Annotated in this window: 16 protein-coding genes; 5 read left to right on the top strand and 11 right to left on the bottom strand. The window is 65.5% G+C overall.

Annotation, left to right across the window (positions count from 1 at the left end; genetic code table 11):
* Positions 1-32 precede the first annotated feature (32 nt).
* The 6 genes from BJP62_RS16880 to yajC all read right to left on the bottom strand — a co-directional run bounded on the left by BJP62_RS16880 (position 33) and on the right by yajC (position 5,496).
* Positions 33-620 (bottom strand): ACP phosphodiesterase, encoded by a 588-nt coding sequence (locus BJP62_RS16880; protein ID WP_070531640.1) that lies wholly within the window; start codon positions 618-620, stop codon positions 33-35.
* 40 nt (positions 621-660) lie between these two features.
* Positions 661-1,557, bottom strand: coding sequence for a malonyl-ACP O-methyltransferase BioC (bioC, locus tag BJP62_RS16875; RefSeq protein WP_070531637.1), 897 nt, complete (start codon positions 1,555-1,557; stop codon positions 661-663).
* A complete protein-coding gene (locus BJP62_RS16870) occupies positions 1,554-2,195 on the bottom strand; it encodes a DedA family protein (protein ID WP_070531635.1) in 642 nt (213 codons plus the stop codon). Before BJP62_RS16870 ends, bioC begins: the two co-directional genes overlap by 4 nt.
* A gap of 91 nt (positions 2,196-2,286) precedes the next feature.
* A complete protein-coding gene (gene secF / locus BJP62_RS16865) occupies positions 2,287-3,222 on the bottom strand; it encodes a protein translocase subunit SecF (protein ID WP_070531632.1) in 936 nt (311 codons plus the stop codon).
* Between the two features lie 12 nt (positions 3,223-3,234).
* Positions 3,235-5,094: a protein translocase subunit SecD gene (secD, locus tag BJP62_RS16860; RefSeq protein ID WP_070531629.1), complete on the bottom strand. Its 1,860-nt coding sequence runs from the start codon at positions 5,092-5,094 to the stop codon at positions 3,235-3,237.
* A 78-nt stretch (positions 5,095-5,172) separates the two neighbouring features.
* Complete coding sequence (gene yajC, locus BJP62_RS16855) at positions 5,173-5,496, bottom strand: preprotein translocase subunit YajC (protein ID WP_070531627.1); 324 nt, start codon at positions 5,494-5,496, stop codon at positions 5,173-5,175.
* Between the two features lie 144 nt (positions 5,497-5,640).
* On the opposite strand from yajC, the gene BJP62_RS19255 reads away from it, so the two are divergent.
* Positions 5,641-6,345 (top strand): glycine zipper 2TM domain-containing protein, encoded by a 705-nt coding sequence (locus BJP62_RS19255; RefSeq protein ID WP_070531624.1) that lies wholly within the window; start codon positions 5,641-5,643, stop codon positions 6,343-6,345.
* A gap of 18 nt (positions 6,346-6,363) precedes the next feature.
* On the opposite strand, the gene BJP62_RS16845 is transcribed toward BJP62_RS19255, so the two are convergent.
* The 5 genes from BJP62_RS16845 to queA form a co-directional block, all read right to left on the bottom strand.
* Positions 6,364-6,819, bottom strand: a complete 456-nt coding sequence (locus tag BJP62_RS16845) for a bacteriohemerythrin (protein WP_070531621.1) — start codon at positions 6,817-6,819, stop codon at positions 6,364-6,366.
* A 163-nt stretch (positions 6,820-6,982) separates the two neighbouring features.
* Entirely contained in the window at positions 6,983-8,113 is a 1,131-nt protein-coding gene (tgt, locus tag BJP62_RS16840) for a tRNA guanosine(34) transglycosylase Tgt (protein WP_070531619.1), read from the bottom strand.
* A gap of 131 nt (positions 8,114-8,244) precedes the next feature.
* The gene (locus BJP62_RS16835; protein ID WP_070531617.1) at positions 8,245-9,036 is read right to left on the bottom strand and encodes a tetratricopeptide repeat protein; all 792 of its coding nucleotides are present in this window, start codon (positions 9,034-9,036) and stop codon (positions 8,245-8,247) included.
* Positions 9,037-9,092: 56 nt separating this feature from the next.
* Positions 9,093-11,906: a bifunctional 2',3'-cyclic-nucleotide 2'-phosphodiesterase/3'-nucleotidase gene (locus tag BJP62_RS16830; protein WP_070531614.1), complete on the bottom strand. Its 2,814-nt coding sequence runs from the start codon at positions 11,904-11,906 to the stop codon at positions 9,093-9,095.
* A 118-nt stretch (positions 11,907-12,024) separates the two neighbouring features.
* Positions 12,025-13,071, bottom strand: coding sequence for a tRNA preQ1(34) S-adenosylmethionine ribosyltransferase-isomerase QueA (gene queA, locus BJP62_RS16825; protein ID WP_070531611.1), 1,047 nt, complete (start codon positions 13,069-13,071; stop codon positions 12,025-12,027).
* 223 nt (positions 13,072-13,294) lie between these two features.
* Here queA and aroQ point away from each other — a divergent pair, with 223 nt between their 5' ends.
* The 4 genes from aroQ (at position 13,295) to prmA (ending at position 16,673) form a co-directional block, all read left to right on the top strand.
* Positions 13,295-13,750, top strand: a complete 456-nt coding sequence (gene aroQ, locus BJP62_RS16820) for a type II 3-dehydroquinate dehydratase (RefSeq protein ID WP_070531609.1) — start codon at positions 13,295-13,297, stop codon at positions 13,748-13,750.
* Between the two features lie 63 nt (positions 13,751-13,813).
* Positions 13,814-14,269, top strand: coding sequence for an acetyl-CoA carboxylase biotin carboxyl carrier protein (accB, locus tag BJP62_RS16815; RefSeq protein ID WP_070531606.1), 456 nt, complete (start codon positions 13,814-13,816; stop codon positions 14,267-14,269).
* A 51-nt stretch (positions 14,270-14,320) separates the two neighbouring features.
* Positions 14,321-15,688 (top strand): acetyl-CoA carboxylase biotin carboxylase subunit, encoded by a 1,368-nt coding sequence (gene accC, locus BJP62_RS16810; RefSeq protein ID WP_070531603.1) that lies wholly within the window; start codon positions 14,321-14,323, stop codon positions 15,686-15,688.
* 97 nt (positions 15,689-15,785) lie between these two features.
* Positions 15,786-16,673, top strand: a complete 888-nt coding sequence (prmA, locus tag BJP62_RS16805) for a 50S ribosomal protein L11 methyltransferase (RefSeq protein ID WP_070531600.1) — start codon at positions 15,786-15,788, stop codon at positions 16,671-16,673.
* Positions 16,674-16,826 lie beyond the last annotated feature (153 nt).

Raw genomic sequence — 16,826 nt, 5'->3', positions numbered from 1 at the left:
CAGGCCGCGATGTGCGGCGTGCGCGGCGGGTTTCAGCGGCTCAGCCGTACCTGCCGTGCATAAGCCAGCGCATCGGGCATGAAGGCAAGGAAATCGGCCTCGAAGCCGGCGTAGTGATCGAGCAGCTCACCGGCGGCGCCGGCCAGCGGATTGTCGCGCCGGATCCGGTACGCGGCCATCCGGTCGAGCGCCAGCGCGACATTGCCGACGTCGCGGTACGACGCCAGCCAGTCGGTCTGCGCCATTTTCGGCAGCACCGAGGCAAATGCGGCAGGCAGCGCCGGCTGCGCGGCCAGCTCGGCGTACAGCCGGGCGGTGAACTGCGGCAGCGCCACGTCGGGCGAGAACAACGCCCAGTGGGTCGCAAGCAGATGATCGTAGAACAGGTCGACCATGATGCCGCCGTAACGCCGCCGCAGCGGGCTCACGCGCGCACGGCTGGCGGCGAACGCCGGATGCAGGTCGGCATAGGCGTCGATTTCGCGATGCAGCGCGACGCCGGCGGCCAGATCGGCCGGCAGCGCTCCCGGCAGCAATCCCTTGACGAAATCGCCGGCGACACCGCCGGCGCGGTCGGCCGGTGCCGGGCCGGCGAGCAGTGCATGAGCAAGGTAGTTCATCGCGGCGCCAATCCCGGGAGCGATATGGCCAGTCTAGGCTTCAGCGCGGCCGCGGCCGGAATTCGATCACCTGCGCGCCGTCGGCACGGGCTTTCGGCGCGTGTTCGGGCTTCCACGCATGACCGTAGACGACCTCGTAGCTGCACGGCAGCACGCCGTCGCGGCGGAAGGCGTCGTACTGGCTCGTCACCCTTTGCCACGCCGCCTTGCCCATCATGCCGCGCCGCCGGCCTTCGGTGACGTTGTGCGCGCCGATGCCCTTGAGGTCCTGCATTACGCTCTTCACGTCCGGATAGGTCATCGTCAGCGTTTCCATGTCCATCACCGGCGTCGAAAAGCCGCTGTGCGACAGCGCATCGCCGAGATCGTGCATGTCGATGAAGCGGTTGACGTGGTTGTAGCCGTCGATGCCGTCGAACGCCGCGCGCAGCTCCTTCAGCGTGTCGGGCCCCAGCGTCGAGAACATCAGCAGGCCACCCGGCCGGAGCACGCGCAGGAACTCGCCGAACGCCGCGTCGGGCGTGTTGCACCACTGGATCGCCAGATTCGACCAGATCAGGTCGACCGACGCGTCGGCGAGCGGCAGCATCTCGATATCGCCGCAGACCTGAACCGCCCGGCTGCGCTCGAAACGGGCCAGCAGCTTCTTCAGCCCGCCGGCGGCATGGCGATCGCGCGCGATCCGCAGCATCGCCGGCGCCAGGTCGAGCTCGAGCAGCTGCGCATCCGGATAGCGCGCCAGCAGCGCCTTGCCCATGTAACCGGTGCCGCAACCGGCGTCGAGCATGCGCCCGGGGCGCACCCTCACCAGATCGAGCCGCTCGGCCATCCGGTCGGCCACTTCGCGCTGCAGCACCGCGGCGGCGTCGTAGCTCTGCGCCGCAGCGTCGAAGCTGGCGCGGATCGCCGCCTTGTCGGTGTAGAACGCCTCGCTCATGCCGCCTTCTTGCTCAGCTTGTGGCGCAGCGCCTCGAACATGATCGGCAGCACCGACAGCAGCACGATGCCGATGGCGATCAGGCCGATGTTCTGCTTGATGAAGGTGATGCCGCCGAAGAAATAGCCGGCGTACAGCAGCGAGACGACCCAGATCGCCGCGCCGACGATATTGAACATCACGAATCGCCTGTAGGCCATCTCCGCCATGCCGGCGACGAAGGGCGCAAAGGTCCGGACGATGGGCACGAAGCGCGCCAGAATGATCGTCTTGCCGCCGTGGCGCTCGTAGAACGCGTGGGTTTTTTCGAGGTGGTCGCGGCGGAAGATCTTCGAATCCGGATTCGCGAACAGCTTGTGGCCGAAGTAGCGGCCGATCAGATAGTTGACCGCATCGCCGGCAACCGCGGCAATGAACAGCAGCACCACCAGCAGGTGCACGTTCATGTGCCCCGCTCCGGCGATCATGCCGGCAATGAACAGCAGCGAATCGCCGGGCAGGAACGGTGTCACGATCAGCCCGGTTTCGCAGAAGATCACCGCAAACAGGATCGCGTACACCCACGGGCCGTACAGGTTCACCAATTGGGCAAGGTAGACGTCGAGATGCAGGAAGACGTCGATCGGGTTGAATTCCATCACAATCCTTTTGATACCGCTTGAACAAGAAAACGCCGGCGATGGACTCGCCGGCGAAGGAATGGTTCATGTACTGCGCATAAAACCGCGATCAGACCACCGCTTCTTCCTTGATCTTCACCGGCTTGATCATGTTCTCGCGCGTGACGCCGAACATCAGCAGCAGCGGCGACGCGACCAGCACCGACGAATAGATACCGAACAGGATGCCGATCGTCAGCGCCATCGAGAAGCCATGCAGCGCCGCGCCGCCGAAGACCAGCATCGACAGCACCATCGCCTCGGTCGAGCCGTGGGTGATGATGGTCCGGCTCATCGTCGCGGTGATCGCATTGTCGATCACCTGCGGCACGGTCTTGCCGCGCATCTTCGGCGAGCGGAAGTTCTCGCGGATCCGGTCGAACACGACGACCGATTCGTTGACCGAATAACCGAGCACCGCCAGCACGCCGGCGAGCACCGTCAGGTTGAACTCCCACTGGAACAGCGCGAAGCAGCCGAGGATGATCACCACGTCGTGCATGTTGGCGATCACCGCCGACACCGCGAAGCGCCATTCGAAGCGGATCGCCAGATAGGCAATGATGCCGAGGCAGACCAGCGTGATCGCGGTCAGGCCGTGCGTGACCAGTTCCTCGCCGACCGACGGGCCGATGAACTCGACCTTGCGCAGCTCGACATCGGGACGCGCGGTCTTGAGTACCGTCATCACCTCGTTCGACAACTGCGCGCTGGTCTTGTCCTTGATGTTCGGCAGACGCACCATCACGTCACGCGTAGTGCCCAGCGACTGGATCTGCGCCTCGCCGTACTTCAGGTGCTCGACCTGGGTACGGATCTGGTTCAGGTCGGCGGACTGCTGGTAACGCAGCTCCATCACGGTGCCGCCGGTGAACTCGACGCCGAAGTTCAGCCCCTTGACCACGAGGAAGAACACCGCGGCCACGAAGGTGAGCAGCGAGATCGCCGTCGTGAGCTTGCCGTAGCTCATGAACGGGATGTCGTGCTTGATACGGAAGAATTCCATCTTGAGCCGCCCTTATGCTTTCTTCTGGTCCGGCACCCACACCTGGCCGATCGACAGCGTAGTCAGGCGGCGGCGGTAGCCGTAAATCAGGTTGATGATGCCGCGCGACACGACGACCGCGCTGAACATCGACGTGAGGATGCCGAGGCAGTGAACCACGGCAAAGCCGCGGATCGCGCCCGAGCCGAAGATCAGCAGCGCGATGCCGGCGATCAAGGTCGTGACGTTCGAGTCGAGAATCGTCGCCCAGGCGTGGCTGTAGCCGTTCGAGATCGCCGCCTGCGGCGTCATGCCGTTGCGCAGCTCCTCGCGGATCCGCTCGTTGATCAGCACGTTCGAGTCGATCGCCATACCCAGCGTCAGCGCAATCGCCGCGATGCCCGGCAAGGTCAGCGTGATGCCGATCGCCGACAGCAGCGCAACCAGCAGCAAGAGGTTGCCGCCGAGCGAAACCGCCGACACCAGACCGAAGGTGCGGTAGTAGATCACCATGAAGATCGCGATCGCGGCAAAGCCGTACAGCGTCGAATCGAAGCCCTTCTTGATGTTGTCCTTGCCCAGGCTCGGGCCGATCGTGCGTTCCTCGGCGATGTTCATCGGCGCGGCCAGCGAACCGGCGCGCAGCAGCAGCGCGGTATCGTTGGCCTCGGCAACGCCCATCGAGCCGGAAATCTGCACGCGGCCGCCGCCGATCTCGGTACGGACCACCGGCGCGGTGACGACTTCGCCCTTGCCCTTCTCGACCAGGATCATCGCGATGCGCTTGCCGATGTTCTCGCGGCTCAGATCCTTGAAGATCGTCGCGCCGGTCGAATCGAGGTTGATGTTCACCGACGCATCGTTGCGCTCGTCGAAACCCGCCTGCGCGTCGTTGATATTGTCGCCGGTCAGCTCGACTTCCTTCTTCACCAGGATCGGCACGCTCTGGCCGTCGCTGCCGCGACGCTCGGTCATCAGCTCGGTACCGACCGGCACGTTGCCGGCGATCGCCGCCTGCAGGTTGGCCGGATCATCGTCGACCAGACGCACTTCCAGCGTTGCGGTGCGGCCGAGGATGTCCTTGGCCTTGGCGGTGTCCTGGATGCCCGGCAGCTCGACGACGATACGGCCGGCGCCCTGCTGCTGGATGATCGGTTCGGCCACGCCGAGTTCGTTCACGCGGTTGTGCAGCGTGGTGATGTTCTGCTTGACCGCGTCTTCGGACAGCTTTTGCATCGCCGCCTGCGGATAGCTGACGACGATCTTGTTGCTGTCGCCCTTGACCGGCTTCACCTGCAGGTTTGGCAGCAGCTTGGCGACGACCGGCAGCGTGGCGTCGACGGTTTCGGCGTCGCGCAACTGGATTTCGACGCTGTCGCGGCCGCGAACCACCGCACCGTAGCGGATCTTCTTGTCCTTGAGTTCGCGACGGATGTCGCCGGCGGTCTTCTCGAGCGCCTTGTCGACGGCGGCCTTCATGTCGACTTCGAGCAGGAAGTGCACGCCGCCGCGCAGGTCGAGGCCGAGGAACATCGGCTTGGCACCGATGGCCTGCAGCCAGGCCGGCGTCTGCGGCAGCAGGTTCAGCGCGACGACGTAATCGTCGCCGAGCGCCGAAGCCAGCGCATCCTTGGCCTTGAGCTGGGCGTCGATGTCCTTGAAGCGCAGCTTGACCGACGAACCGTCGAACAGCACGTCTTCCGGATTCAGGCCGGCCTGTTTGATGGCGGCCACGGCACGGTCGCGCGTCGACGTGTCGACCTTGATCATCGTGCGTGCGCTCGAGATCTGCACGGCCGGGCTTTCACCGAAGAAGTTCGGCAGCGTATAGAAGAACGCCGCGACCAGCGCCACGGCGATCAATACGAATTTCCACAACGGGTAGCGGTTCATTGCATGCCCTTAAAACCGGGAAGGCCTGCATTGCAGGCCGGAAAACGCGCCGGGGCGGCCAGTGCCGCCCCGTTGCGATTACTTGTTGTTCTTGATCGTGCCTTTTTCCAGGCGCTGCGACACCGAGCCGCGTTGCACCAGGATTTCGACGTTGTCCGCCAGTTCGAGCGTGATGTACTGCTCGCTGACCTTGACGATGCGACCCAGGGTACCGCCGCTGGTGACGACTTCGTCGCCCTTTTGCAGTGCGTCGAGCATTGCCCGCTGTTCCTTGGCACGCTTCTGCTGCGGACGGATCAGCAGGAAGTAGAACAGCACGAAGATCACGACCATCGGCAGGAACTGCATGAAGCCGGCAGCGGCGGGCACCGCGTCGGCGGCGTAAGCGGGAGCGATAAACATCGATCGGGCCTTTATTGAGAGTGGCAAAAAACGAAGCGGGTCATTCTAGCCCGCCCCCTGTCTGAAATCTACCGACATCCTTCACGCGGCGACGGATGCGACTCCCTAGAATGAGAGTGCCTGCAATAAACGGAAACCCCGACCATGCGAATTGCACAGTGGATTGCCGCCGCCGCGCTGACAGCCGGTAGCTGGGCACACGCAGGCGGTCTGACGAATGCCGGATCCGCCGCCGGCGCCGAATATCGGTACGGTGTCGCCGCGTGCATGGAGAAGGCAAGCGCCGGGCAGAAAAGTTGCATCGGCGACGCAAGCGGCGGCCGCGTGCTGGCGCACGGCACCGCGCGGACACCCCGCGCACCCGATGAAACGCCGGGCTGCTACAGCAAAGGGGTGCGCAAGGTCCAGATCAACAGGGACTGCAAGGAGCTGATTGCCGGCAACCGCCAGCTCGCGAGCGCCGCCCCGCGCACCGACAGCGCCAACGTGCCGCAACGGGCAACGGCGTCCAGCTGCAACGAGTGCGGCGTCGTGACCAAGGTACAGACCGTCGAACAGGAAGGCGAAGGCGGCTGGACCGGCAAGATCGGCGGCGCGGTCGTCGGTGGCCTGCTCGGCAACCAGATCGGCGGCGGTACCGGCAAGACGATCGCCACCGTCGCCGGCGCGGCCGGCGGTGCCTACGCTGGCAACGAGGTGCAGAAACAGGTCAGCAAGAAGACCGTCTATCAGGTCAGTTTCAAGCTCAACAGCGGCGCCATGCATACGGTCAAGTACGACAGCGCCGACCACGGCTTCAGGAAGGGCGACAAGGTCCGCTTTGAAAACGGCCTGCTCAGCCACCGCTAGCGGCCGCGGACGGGGCGATCAGCCGGCGATACCCGACCAGAAGCGGTCGAGCCAGCCCTTTTTCTGCCAGTTGCGCTGGGCACCGCGCGACAGGAAGAACTCGGTATAGCGGGTATCGCCTTCCTGGATGTGCCGGGTCAGCCAGTTGCGCAGGAAATGCAGCAGCTCGAACGTGATCGCCTCGCCGTCGGATACCCGCTGCTGGAAGGCATGCAGCTGGGCGATCAGCGACTCGTGGTGCTGCTTGTGCTCGTCGTACTCGGGATAGCCGAGGATGCGCATCAGGCTTTCCTCGACGGTGAAATGGATGCGCGTGTAGTCGGCCAGCCGCGCCAGGATCGCCACCGATGCCTCGCGGCCGTGGTGTTCGCGGATCGCGTCGTGCAACGCGTTCAGCAGCTCGACCAGCACCTTGTGCTGCTCGTCGATTTCCTGAATCCCGACCGACAGGCCATCGTGCCATTCAACCAGCATCGTCTTCTCCCCATTGTCATAGGGCAACATGCTGCAGACCGGATCCGGACACGGGCTTGACCCAGATCAAACCGGCACGACGTGCTGCGGAAAGCCCCCATGCACGGCGCGCATCGCAAAAAAAACCCGGCTCGGCCGGGTTTTTACTGAGCGGAGAATGCGGTCAATCGATGCCGCGGGCCCGGTCGGCATGGAAGCGCGCGACGAAGGCCGGGAAGGCATCGGCGTCGATCGCGGCGCGCATCTCGGCCATCAGCACCTGGTAGTAGCGCAGGTTGTGGATGGTGTTGAGCTGCGAGCCGAGGATTTCGCCCGAACGGAACAGATGGTGCAGATAGGCGCGGCTGAAGTTCTGGCACGCGTAGCAGTCGCACGTTTCGTCGAGCGGCCGCTCGTCGAGCCGGTGCTTGGCGTTCTTGATCTTGATGTCGCCAAAACGCGTGAACAGCATGCCGTTGCGCGCATTGCGGGTCGGCATCACGCAGTCGAACATGTCGATGCCCTGGCTGACGCCGTAGACCAGATCCTCGGGCGTGCCGACGCCCATCAGGTAGCGCGGTTTGTCTGCAGGCAGGCGCGGCGCGGTGTGCGCGAGGATGCGCTCCATGTCCTCTTTCGGCTCGCCGACCGACAGACCGCCGATCGCCATGCCGTGGAAGCCGATGTCGTCGAGGCCGGCGAGCGATTCGTCGCGCAGGTCCTCGTACATGCCGCCCTGGACGATGCCGAACAGCGCGTTCGGGTTCTCCAGCGTGTCGAACTCGCTGCGCGAACGCTTGGCCCAGCGGTAGGACATGCGCATCGAATCGGCCGCCTGCTTGCGGTCGGCCGGGTACGGCGTGCATTCGTCGAAGATCATCACGATGTCGGAATTGAGCGCACGCTGGATGCGCATCGACTCTTCCGGCGTCAGGAACAGCTTGTCGCCGTTGACCGGACTCTGGAACTTGACGCCCTCCTCGGTGATCTTGCGCAGGTCGCCGAGGCTGAACACCTGGAAGCCGCCCGAGTCGGTCAGGATCGGCTTGTCCCAGCCCATGAACCGGTGCAGGCCGCCGAACTTGTTGATGACTTCCAGCCCCGGGCGCAGCCACAGGTGGAAGGTGTTGCCCAGGCAGATCTGCGCCTCGATTTCGTTCAGGTCGCGCGGCGTCATCGCCTTGACGGTGCCATAGGTACCGACCGGCATGAACACCGGGGTCTCGACGACGCCGTGATTGAGCACCATCGTGCCGCGCCGGGCGCCGCCGCTGGTCTTGTGCAGCGTGAACTGCAGGCCTTGCTGTTGAGTCATGCCGATTCCTTGTGCCGCCGGAAGACAGTCCGGCGCAATATCAAAGGGGCTGCCACCGCAGCCCCCGCAAGACAACCAAATTACCACGGCCGGACGCCGCATGACCACCGGATGATTAACAGCGGACCGGCTCAGAACAGCGCGACCCGCGCATGCGGCGTATGGCACTTCGCCGCGTGGCCGGCGTACTCGCCGAGGAACTGCGCCTGATCGGGGTCGACCGGCAGCCCCAGCTCGCCGCGCGCATACGCGAGCGACAGCGTCTGCAACGCGGCCGGGTGCTCGCCGTTCGCCGCGGCCCGGTACCAGCGCAGCGCCTGCATCTCGTCACGCGGCAGCCCTTCGCCGTCGCGGTAGCGGTTGGCCAGCGCGAACATCGCGTCGGCATCGCCGTCGGTCGCCGCCTGCGCCAGCCACTGCAACCCCTGGGCAGCGTTCGCCACGCCACCCTCCCCGCGCAGCAGCAGGGTCGCCAGCCGGAAGCGCGCGGCCGGCAGCGCGCCGGCGCGCTCGAACCAGCGCCGCGCCTGCACCGGATCGGACGGCAGCGTGCGCCCCTGCAGGTAGGCCAGCCCCAGCCGGTACGCCGACTCGGCGTCGCCAGCCTCGGCACCGCGGCGGTACCAGTCGAGCGCGACCTGCTGCGCCTGCGGCGTCGCGTCGACGGCGGCCAGTTCGGCCAGCGTCCGGGCCGCGAGCGGATGGCCGTAATCGGCCAGCTGCCGCAAGTCTCGCTCACTACCCGGACGATGCGCCTGCACGTCAAGCCGCAGCTGCTGGATCGCGCCCGGTGCCTGCGCCAGCGCCGCGTCGCGCTGCGCCGATGCCCGGGCGGACAGGCTCGCCACCGCGGCAAGGCCGGTCAGCAACAGCATTGCCGGCCAGCGCCAGCGCCTGATCTGTCCAACGATCAAAGCCCACATATCACTCTCCAAACGGAACGCCCCGGCCGGAGCCGGGGCCGGATCGGTCGAACGGCTTACAGCCCCAGGTCGAGCCGGTAGATCGAGCCGCTCCGGTCGGCCTTGTCCTCGACCTTGAAGACATTGGCGATGCCGTCGGCGCGCGCGACCGCTTCGGCGTCGTACGCCGACTCGAACAGCACGCGACCGGCCAGCGCCACCTTCGCGAAGCGCCAGTTGCCGTCGGCGCCCTGGGCAGCGCGCGTCAGCGTCTTCTGCGCCTTGATGTAGGCAACGATGATGTCGCGGTTGGCATCGGGCGCATCGAAGATCGTCTTGCTGCCGTCAAGGCTCGTGAAACCGCCGCCACCGCTGGCGCGGTAGTTGTTGGTCGCAACGATGAACTGCTGGCCCGCCGCGACCGGCTGGCCGTTCCAGCGCAGGTTGGCGATGCGGCTGCCCTTGGGCCGGGTCACGTCGATCTCGTACTGGACGCCGTCGATCTGGTCGAAGTTGTACGACGGGAAGCTGCCGTTGATCAGCTGCTGGTCCGCCGTTTTGGCCGGGTCGATCTGGTTGAACTGCTCGGCCGCCTTTTCCAGCCATGCCTTGAGCGTCGTGCCGTCGATCTTCACCGCCTGCAGCGTGTTCGGGTACAGGTAGAGGTCGGCGACGTTCTTGATCGCGACGCCGCCGACCGGGATGTCGGTGTAACCGGTGCCGCGGAAATTGGCCTTGAACGGCGCCGCCGCCGACAGCACCGGCAGGCCGGCGTACTGCGGCAGGTTGGCCTTGACGTAGCGCTCGACGTAATCCCGCTGCGCCGCGTTGATCAGCTGCATCGCCGCGGTGTCGCCGACCTGCGAGAAGAACGAACCGATGCGGATTTCGGTATTGCCGACCGGCGTCGACACGTAGCGGATCGTGCCCTCGTGCTCCTTCTGCACCAGCTTGCCGACCGCGGCATGCGGTGCGACCGCAACGGTGTCGTTGCCGACCTTGCTGTTGATCGGGCGCAGCTCGCCCTGCGATTGCGTGACTTTCCACTGCGCGCCGTCATACGTCACGCCGAGCTTGAGCACGCCGAGCGTATTGCCCCAGAAACCGGCCATCACCGTCGGCACGCCGTTGACCAGGCCCCTGACGTTGTCGACGCCGGCGATACCGGCAAAGTTCTTGCCGTCCGGGAAGTAGCTGTGCGAGTGACCCGAGACGATCGCGTCGATGCCCGGCACCCTGGCGAGGTGATAGACGGCGTTTTCCATGTCCGGCGTATACGGCGCCGCCGAGATGCCGCCGTGCGACAGCGCGACGACGAGGTCGGCACCGGCCTTGCGCATCGCCGGCACGTACTTCTCGGCCGCTTCCTTCACGCCTTCGACGTAAACCTTGCCGTCGAGGTGCCGCTTGTCCCAGTTCATGATCGCCGGCGGTGCAAACCCGATCACGCCGACCTTGAGCGCAATCCGCTTGCCGTCGGCGGTCTTGAACGTGCGATTGAGGATCACGTACGGCGCGAACAGCGGCTGCCTGTCGCTGGCGGCGTAGGCGTTCGCCAGCACCAGCGGGAAGCGCGGGCCCATGCAGCCCTTGCGGTCCTCGGTGCCCGGCACGCGCAGCGCCGCACCGGTCACCTGCGCGAGGAAAGGCAGGCCGTAGTTGAACTCGTGGTTGCCGATGTTGCCGGCGTCGTAGCGCATCAGGTTCATCACCTTGTACTGCGCCAGCGTACTGTTGCAGCCCACCGGACTGATCAGCGCCTGATAATCGGACAGCGACGTGCCCTGGATCGTGTCGCCGTTGTCGAACAGCAGGTTGTTCGGCAGTTCGGCGCGCGCCTTGTCGATCAGCGTCGCGGTGCGCTCGAAGCCGAGGGTGATATCGTCCTGCGTCTTGTAGTAGTCGTAACTCTTGATATTGGTATGCAGGTCGGTCGTCTGCAGGATGGCCAGATCGAGCTGCGTGCCTTTCTCGGCCTTGACCAGCGCGTTGCCGCGCGGCATGGCGCCGCCCTTCTGCACCAGTTCGACCAGCCTGGTGGTTCCGAGCTGCTGCGCGGCCTGCAGCAGCTTGTCCTGGATGCGGTCGTGGAAGCCGTCGGCGTTGTACAGCGACTCGCCCAGCGCCTTGCTGCCTTCCTTGCCGTCGAACTGGCCGTCGGCAAAGTCGCGCCCCAGCTGGCGGCTCAGCGCAAGCACCGGGCGCTGCGCACCGAGCGCGGCCTTGGCATCGTCGGCACCGGCGGCCAGCTCCGGCCTGGCTTCGTCGAGCCCGTGGACGCCGGCCTTGGCCAGCGCGGCGAGCTTGAGCGCATAGCGGCCGGCCTCGTCATCGTCGAGCGCGCCGGCCCCGGTCCTGGCATTGACGAGCTTGGGCACCGACAGCAGGTTTTTCAGCTCGGGCGCGAACTGTGCACGGACGTCGTCGTTGACCTTGCCGATCTCGGCAGCGGTCGCCTCGGCCAGCTTGCCGCCCTTGCTCGCCAGTAGACGCCGGTAGGCGATTTCGGTCAGCGGCGTCACGCCAACCTGTTCCTGCACGCCGGGCAGCAGCGCATGCAGCGTTTCGCCGGCCGGGAAGTCCAGCTCGGCGTTCAGCCCCTCGTCGAAGTACTTGGCGCCGGCCTTGCCGCTGACCTCGACCAGCAAGGGACCACTGGCGTTGCCCAGGTTCAGCCTGACCGCGCCGCTGGCGTCGATGCTGCCGCTGCCGAGCACCTTGCCGTCGAGCGACTTGACGACAACGTCGGCATTCGAGATCTGCCCCAGCGACGGCTGGACCTGCAGGCTGGTCGTCGTACCGGCCGGCGTACCGCCGTCCGAGCCGCCGCAGGCGCCCAGCGCCAGCGCCAGCGCGGTGCACAGCGCGCCCTTCTTGTAGATCAGAAACATGCTCCCCTCTTCCTTTGCCGAGTTTATTGGAGCGCGCAGCCTATCGGCGCCCCGTGACAGCAAGGAAAAGGGAGAATGAAAGATTGGTGTCGAACTTATTTCACTGTACTAATAGACATTACTGTCCCGAATGTTGGCGCTCGAGCAGCATCGCATCGCCGTAGCTGAAGAAGCGGTATTCGCTTGCCACCGCATGTGCGTAGGCAGCCTTCATCGTCTCCAGCCCGGCAAATGCCGCGACCAGCATCAGCAGCGTCGACTTGGGCAGGTGAAAATTGGTGATGAGCCGGTCGACGACGCGGAACGCGTAGCCGGGGGTAATGAAGATGTCGGTATCGCCCTCGGGCTCGGCGAGCAGCCCCTGCTGCGACGATGCCTCGAGCGCGCGCAGGCTGGTCGTGCCGACGGCGATCACCCGCCCACCCGCGGCCTTGGTGGCGCGGATCGCGTCCTGCGTCGCCTGCGGGATCGAATAACGCTCGTGGTGCATCGTATGTTCGGCGATATCGTCGACGCGGACCGGCATGAAAGTGCCGGCGCCGACGTGCAGCGTCAGAAAGGCCGTGCCGACGCCCTGCGCGCGCAGCCGCTCGAGCAGGGCGTCGGTGAAATGCAGCCCGGCGGTCGGCGCGGCCACCGCGCCCGGATCACGCGCGTAGACGGTCTGGTAACGGCGGGCATCGTCGTCGTCCGGCGTGTGGGTGATGTACGGCGGCAGCGGCAAGGCACCGGCCTGCTCGAGGATGTCGAGCACCGACGCATTGCCGTCCGCCCCCGTCCGGTCAAACTCGAGCAGGAACAGATCGCCGCGGCGCTCGACCATCGTCGCGTGCCAGCGATCGCCGAACACCAGCCGGCTGCCGGGCTTCGGCGCCTTGCTGGCGCGGACGTGCGCCAGCGCGCGATGCGTATCGAGCACGCGTTCGACCAGCGCTTCGACCGCGCCGCCGCTGTCCTTTTTGCCGAACAGCCGCGCCTTGATCACCTTGGTATCGTTGAACACCAGCAGGTCGCCGGCGCGCAGCAGCGTCGGCAGGTCGCGAAACCGGCCGTCGTGCAGCGTCCTGCCGTCAACGTGCAGCAAACGGCTCGCGCCGCGTTCTTCGGGCGGGAACTGGGCGATCAGGTGTTCGGGCAGGAAATAATCGAAGTCGGAGAGCTGCATCGGGGTCCATCACGTAGGAAAATGCTGCGAACAGGCGCGTAGCAAAACTACAGCAGTATACCAGCGCCCCCCGCCAGCAAGCCGCGACCCGCTTGATGGCGTGACACTTTCAAACAGCCGTTTTAGCGCGAAAGTTCCGGGAATTTCGTCGAATTTTCTAGACAAGCGCGTTTCGCCTCGGCAAACTCCCGCCGATGATTTGGAACGAGACTGGGAGGTGAGCATGGCAAAAGCCCGCAAAATCCTGGTGCTGCATGGCCCCAATCTCAATCTGCTGGGGGTGCGTGAACCGCAGCACTACGGCGCCGATACCTTGGCAGACATCAACGCTCGTCTGGTCAGGATCGGCGAAGCGCATGGCGCACAGGTCGAGACATTTCAGTCCAACCGCGAATACGAACTGATCGACCGCATCCACGCCGCCCTGGCCGACGGTACCGGCTTCATCGTCATCAATCCCGCCGCATTCACGCACACCAGCGTTGCACTCCGCGACGCACTGGCCGGGATCAAGCTTCCCTTCATCGAAGTGCATCTGTCCAATGTGCATGCACGCGAATCGTTCCGACATCACTCCTACTTCTCGGATCTCGCCGTCGGCGTGATCTGCGGCCTCGGGGCCAAGGGCTACGAATACGCGCTGGCCCACGCCCTCGAAGCACTCAATCCGGCGTCCTGAACGGACGTCCCCGTTTCCCCCATAGATGCGTCAATAAGCATTACCTGATAAGAGGGTTGCCGTATGGATCTGCGTAAACTGAAGAAACTGATCGACCTCGTCGAGGAATCCGGCATTGCCGAACTCGAGGTCACCGAGGGCGAAGAAAAAGTCCGCATCACCCGCGTCAACCAGAACGCCGCGCCGGCCTACATCCAGCAGCCGATGCAATACCAGGCCCCGGCCGCCGCAGTCGCTGCGCCGATCGCCGCACCGGCCGAAGCCGGCGGCAACGCGCTGCCCGACGGCACGCCGGTCAAGTCGCCGATGGTCGGCACCTTCTACCGTGCCGCCAGCCCGGGCGCGAAGTCCTTCGTCGAAGTCGGCCAGACCGTCAACGCCGGCGATACGCTGTGCATCATCGAAGCAATGAAACTCCTGAACGAAATCGAGGCCGAAACCTCTGGCGTCATCAAGGCCATCCTCGTCGAGAACGGCCAGCCGGTCGAATACGGCGAACCGCTGTTCGTCATCGGCTGATGCGGTGCCGCGTCCGCCCGACGGATGCAGCACGTCTCACGGAGTTCACAGATGTTTGAAAAAGTACTGATTGCCAACCGCGGGGAGATCGCGCTGCGCGTATTGCGCGCCTGCCGCGAAATGGGCATCAAAACCGTGGTCGTCCACTCGGAAATCGACCGCGAAGCCAAATACGTCAAGCTCGCCGACGAATCGGTCTGCATCGGGCCGAACCCGTCGCCGCAGAGCTATCTGAACATGGCGGCGATCATCTCGGCCGCCGAAGTCACCAACGCCAACGCCATCCACCCGGGCTACGGCTTCCTGTCCGAAAACGCCGACTTCGCCCAGCGCGTCGAGGAATCCGGCTTCACCTTCATCGGCCCGACCCCCGAGTCGATCCGCATCATGGGCGACAAGGTCTCGGCCAAGAACGCGATGAAGCAGGCCGGCGTGCCGTGCGTGCCCGGTTCGGACGGCGCGCTGCCGGACGACCCGAAGGAAATCATCGCGATCGGCCGCAAGGTCGGCTACCCGGTGATCATCAAGGCCGCCGGCGGTGGCGGTGGCCGCGGCATGCGCGTCGTGCACAACGAGGAAGAACTGCTGCGCTCGGTCGAGATGACCCAGTCCGAAGCCGGCGCCGCGTTCGGCAACCCGACCGTCTACATGGAACGCTTCCTGCAGACGCCGCGTCACGTCGAGATCCAGATCCTCGCCGACCAGCACGGCAATGCGATCTACCTCGGCGAGCGCGACTGCTCGATGCAGCGCCGCCACCAGAAAGTGATCGAAGAGGCGCCGGCACCCGGCGTGACCGAAGCCCAGCGCAAGAAGATCGGTGAGGCCTGCGCCGAAGCCTGCCGCCAGATCGGCTACCGCGGCGCCGGCACCTTCGAGTTCCTGTACGAGAACGGCGAGTTCTTCTTCATCGAGATGAACACCCGCGTCCAGGTCGAACACCCGGTAACCGAAATGATCACCGGCATCGACATCGTCCAGGAGCAGATCCGCGTCGCCGCGGGCCTGCCGCTGCGCTACACGCAGAAGGACGTGAAGCTCAAGGGCCACTCGATCGAGTGCCGGATCAACGCCGAAGACCCGCTCAAGTTCGTGCCGAGCCCCGGCCGGATCACCACCTGGCACACGCCGGGCGGCCCGGGCGTGCGCGTCGACTCGCACGTCTACCAGGGTTATTTCGTCCCGCCGAACTACGACTCGATGATCGGCAAGATCATCACCTACGGCGACACCCGCGAGCAGGCGATGGCGCGGATGCGCATTGCGCTGTCGGAAATGGTCGTCCAGGGCATCAACACCAATATCCCGCTGCACCAGCAGCTGCTGCTCGACGGCGAGTTCGCCAAGGGCGGCACCAGCATCCACTATCTCGAGCACAAGATGCCCGAGATCCGTGCGCTGCTGGAAAAGCAGGGCTGAGCGATCAGTCCGTGGAAAAAAGGGCCGCTGCGGCCCTTTTTTTAATTCATCCGCGCCGTGAGACAATCGCGGCCATTACCGATTAGGAAGCACCGACATGGCCTGGCAGGAACTGCGCATCACCACCGACTCCAAGCACGCCGAAGCGCTCTCGGATGCGCTGTTCGATCTCGGTGCGCTGTCGGTGTCGATCGAGGACGCGGCCGCCGGCACCGACCTCGAGAAGCCGATCTTCGGCGAGCCGGGCGAACCGGTCGACCAGATGTGGGACCGCAGCGTCGTTGTCGCCCACCTTTCCGACGAGATGGACCCGCAACTGACCGTCGCCGCCGCGGCCAATGCCGCGGGCATCGCCCTGCCGGCCTTCGACGTCATCACCGTCGAGGAACAGGACTGGGTCCGCCTGACCCAGTCGCAGTTCGACCCGATCCGGATTTCCGAGCGGCTGTGGATCACGCCGACGTGGCACGAGTCGCCGAACCCCGATGCGATCAATATCGCGCTCGACCCGGGCCTGGCGTTCGGCACCGGCAGCCACCCGACCACCCATCTGTGCCTGCAATGGCTCGACGCCAATATCGCCGGTGGCGAAACACTGCTCGACTACGGCTGCGGCTCGGGCATCCTGGCGATCGCCGCCAGGAAGGTCGGCGCCGGCGCCACCCACGGCGTCGACATCGACCCGCAGGCAATGATCGCGTCGAAGCAGAACGCCGAGCAGAACGGCGTAGAGATCGACTTCTTCCTGCCCGACGCGCTGCCGGCGGGCGAGTACGACGTCGTCGTCGCCAACATCCTGACCAACCCGCTCAAGGCGCTGGCGCCGATGCTGGCCGGCCGCGTCCGTGCCGGTGGCCGGATCGCACTGTCGGGCATCCTCGCCGAGCAGGCCGACGAGGTCATCGCGATCTACGGCGCGTGGTTCGACTTCGATCCGCCGAAGCAGTCGGAAGGCTGGGTCTGCCTGTCCGGCCGCAAGCGCTGAAGCCGGTGCTGCTCGGCGGCTGCGCCGGCGCATCCCGCGCCGCGCCGATGCCCGGCTTCCTCACGGACGCCGGTGCCCCGCTCCTGCTCCTGCGCCCCGGGCCAGCCCGGGCTGCTTTGGCCCGCTTGCCGGTCAGGGCCGGTTTCATGACAC

It is taken from the genome of Jeongeupia sp. USM3, from assembly GCF_001808185.1.
In the GTDB taxonomy this organism is placed as follows: domain Bacteria; phylum Pseudomonadota; class Gammaproteobacteria; order Burkholderiales; family Chitinibacteraceae; genus Jeongeupia.
Note: the sequence above shows the minus strand (reverse complement) of the source record. Positions and strands in the feature narration are given on the sequence as shown.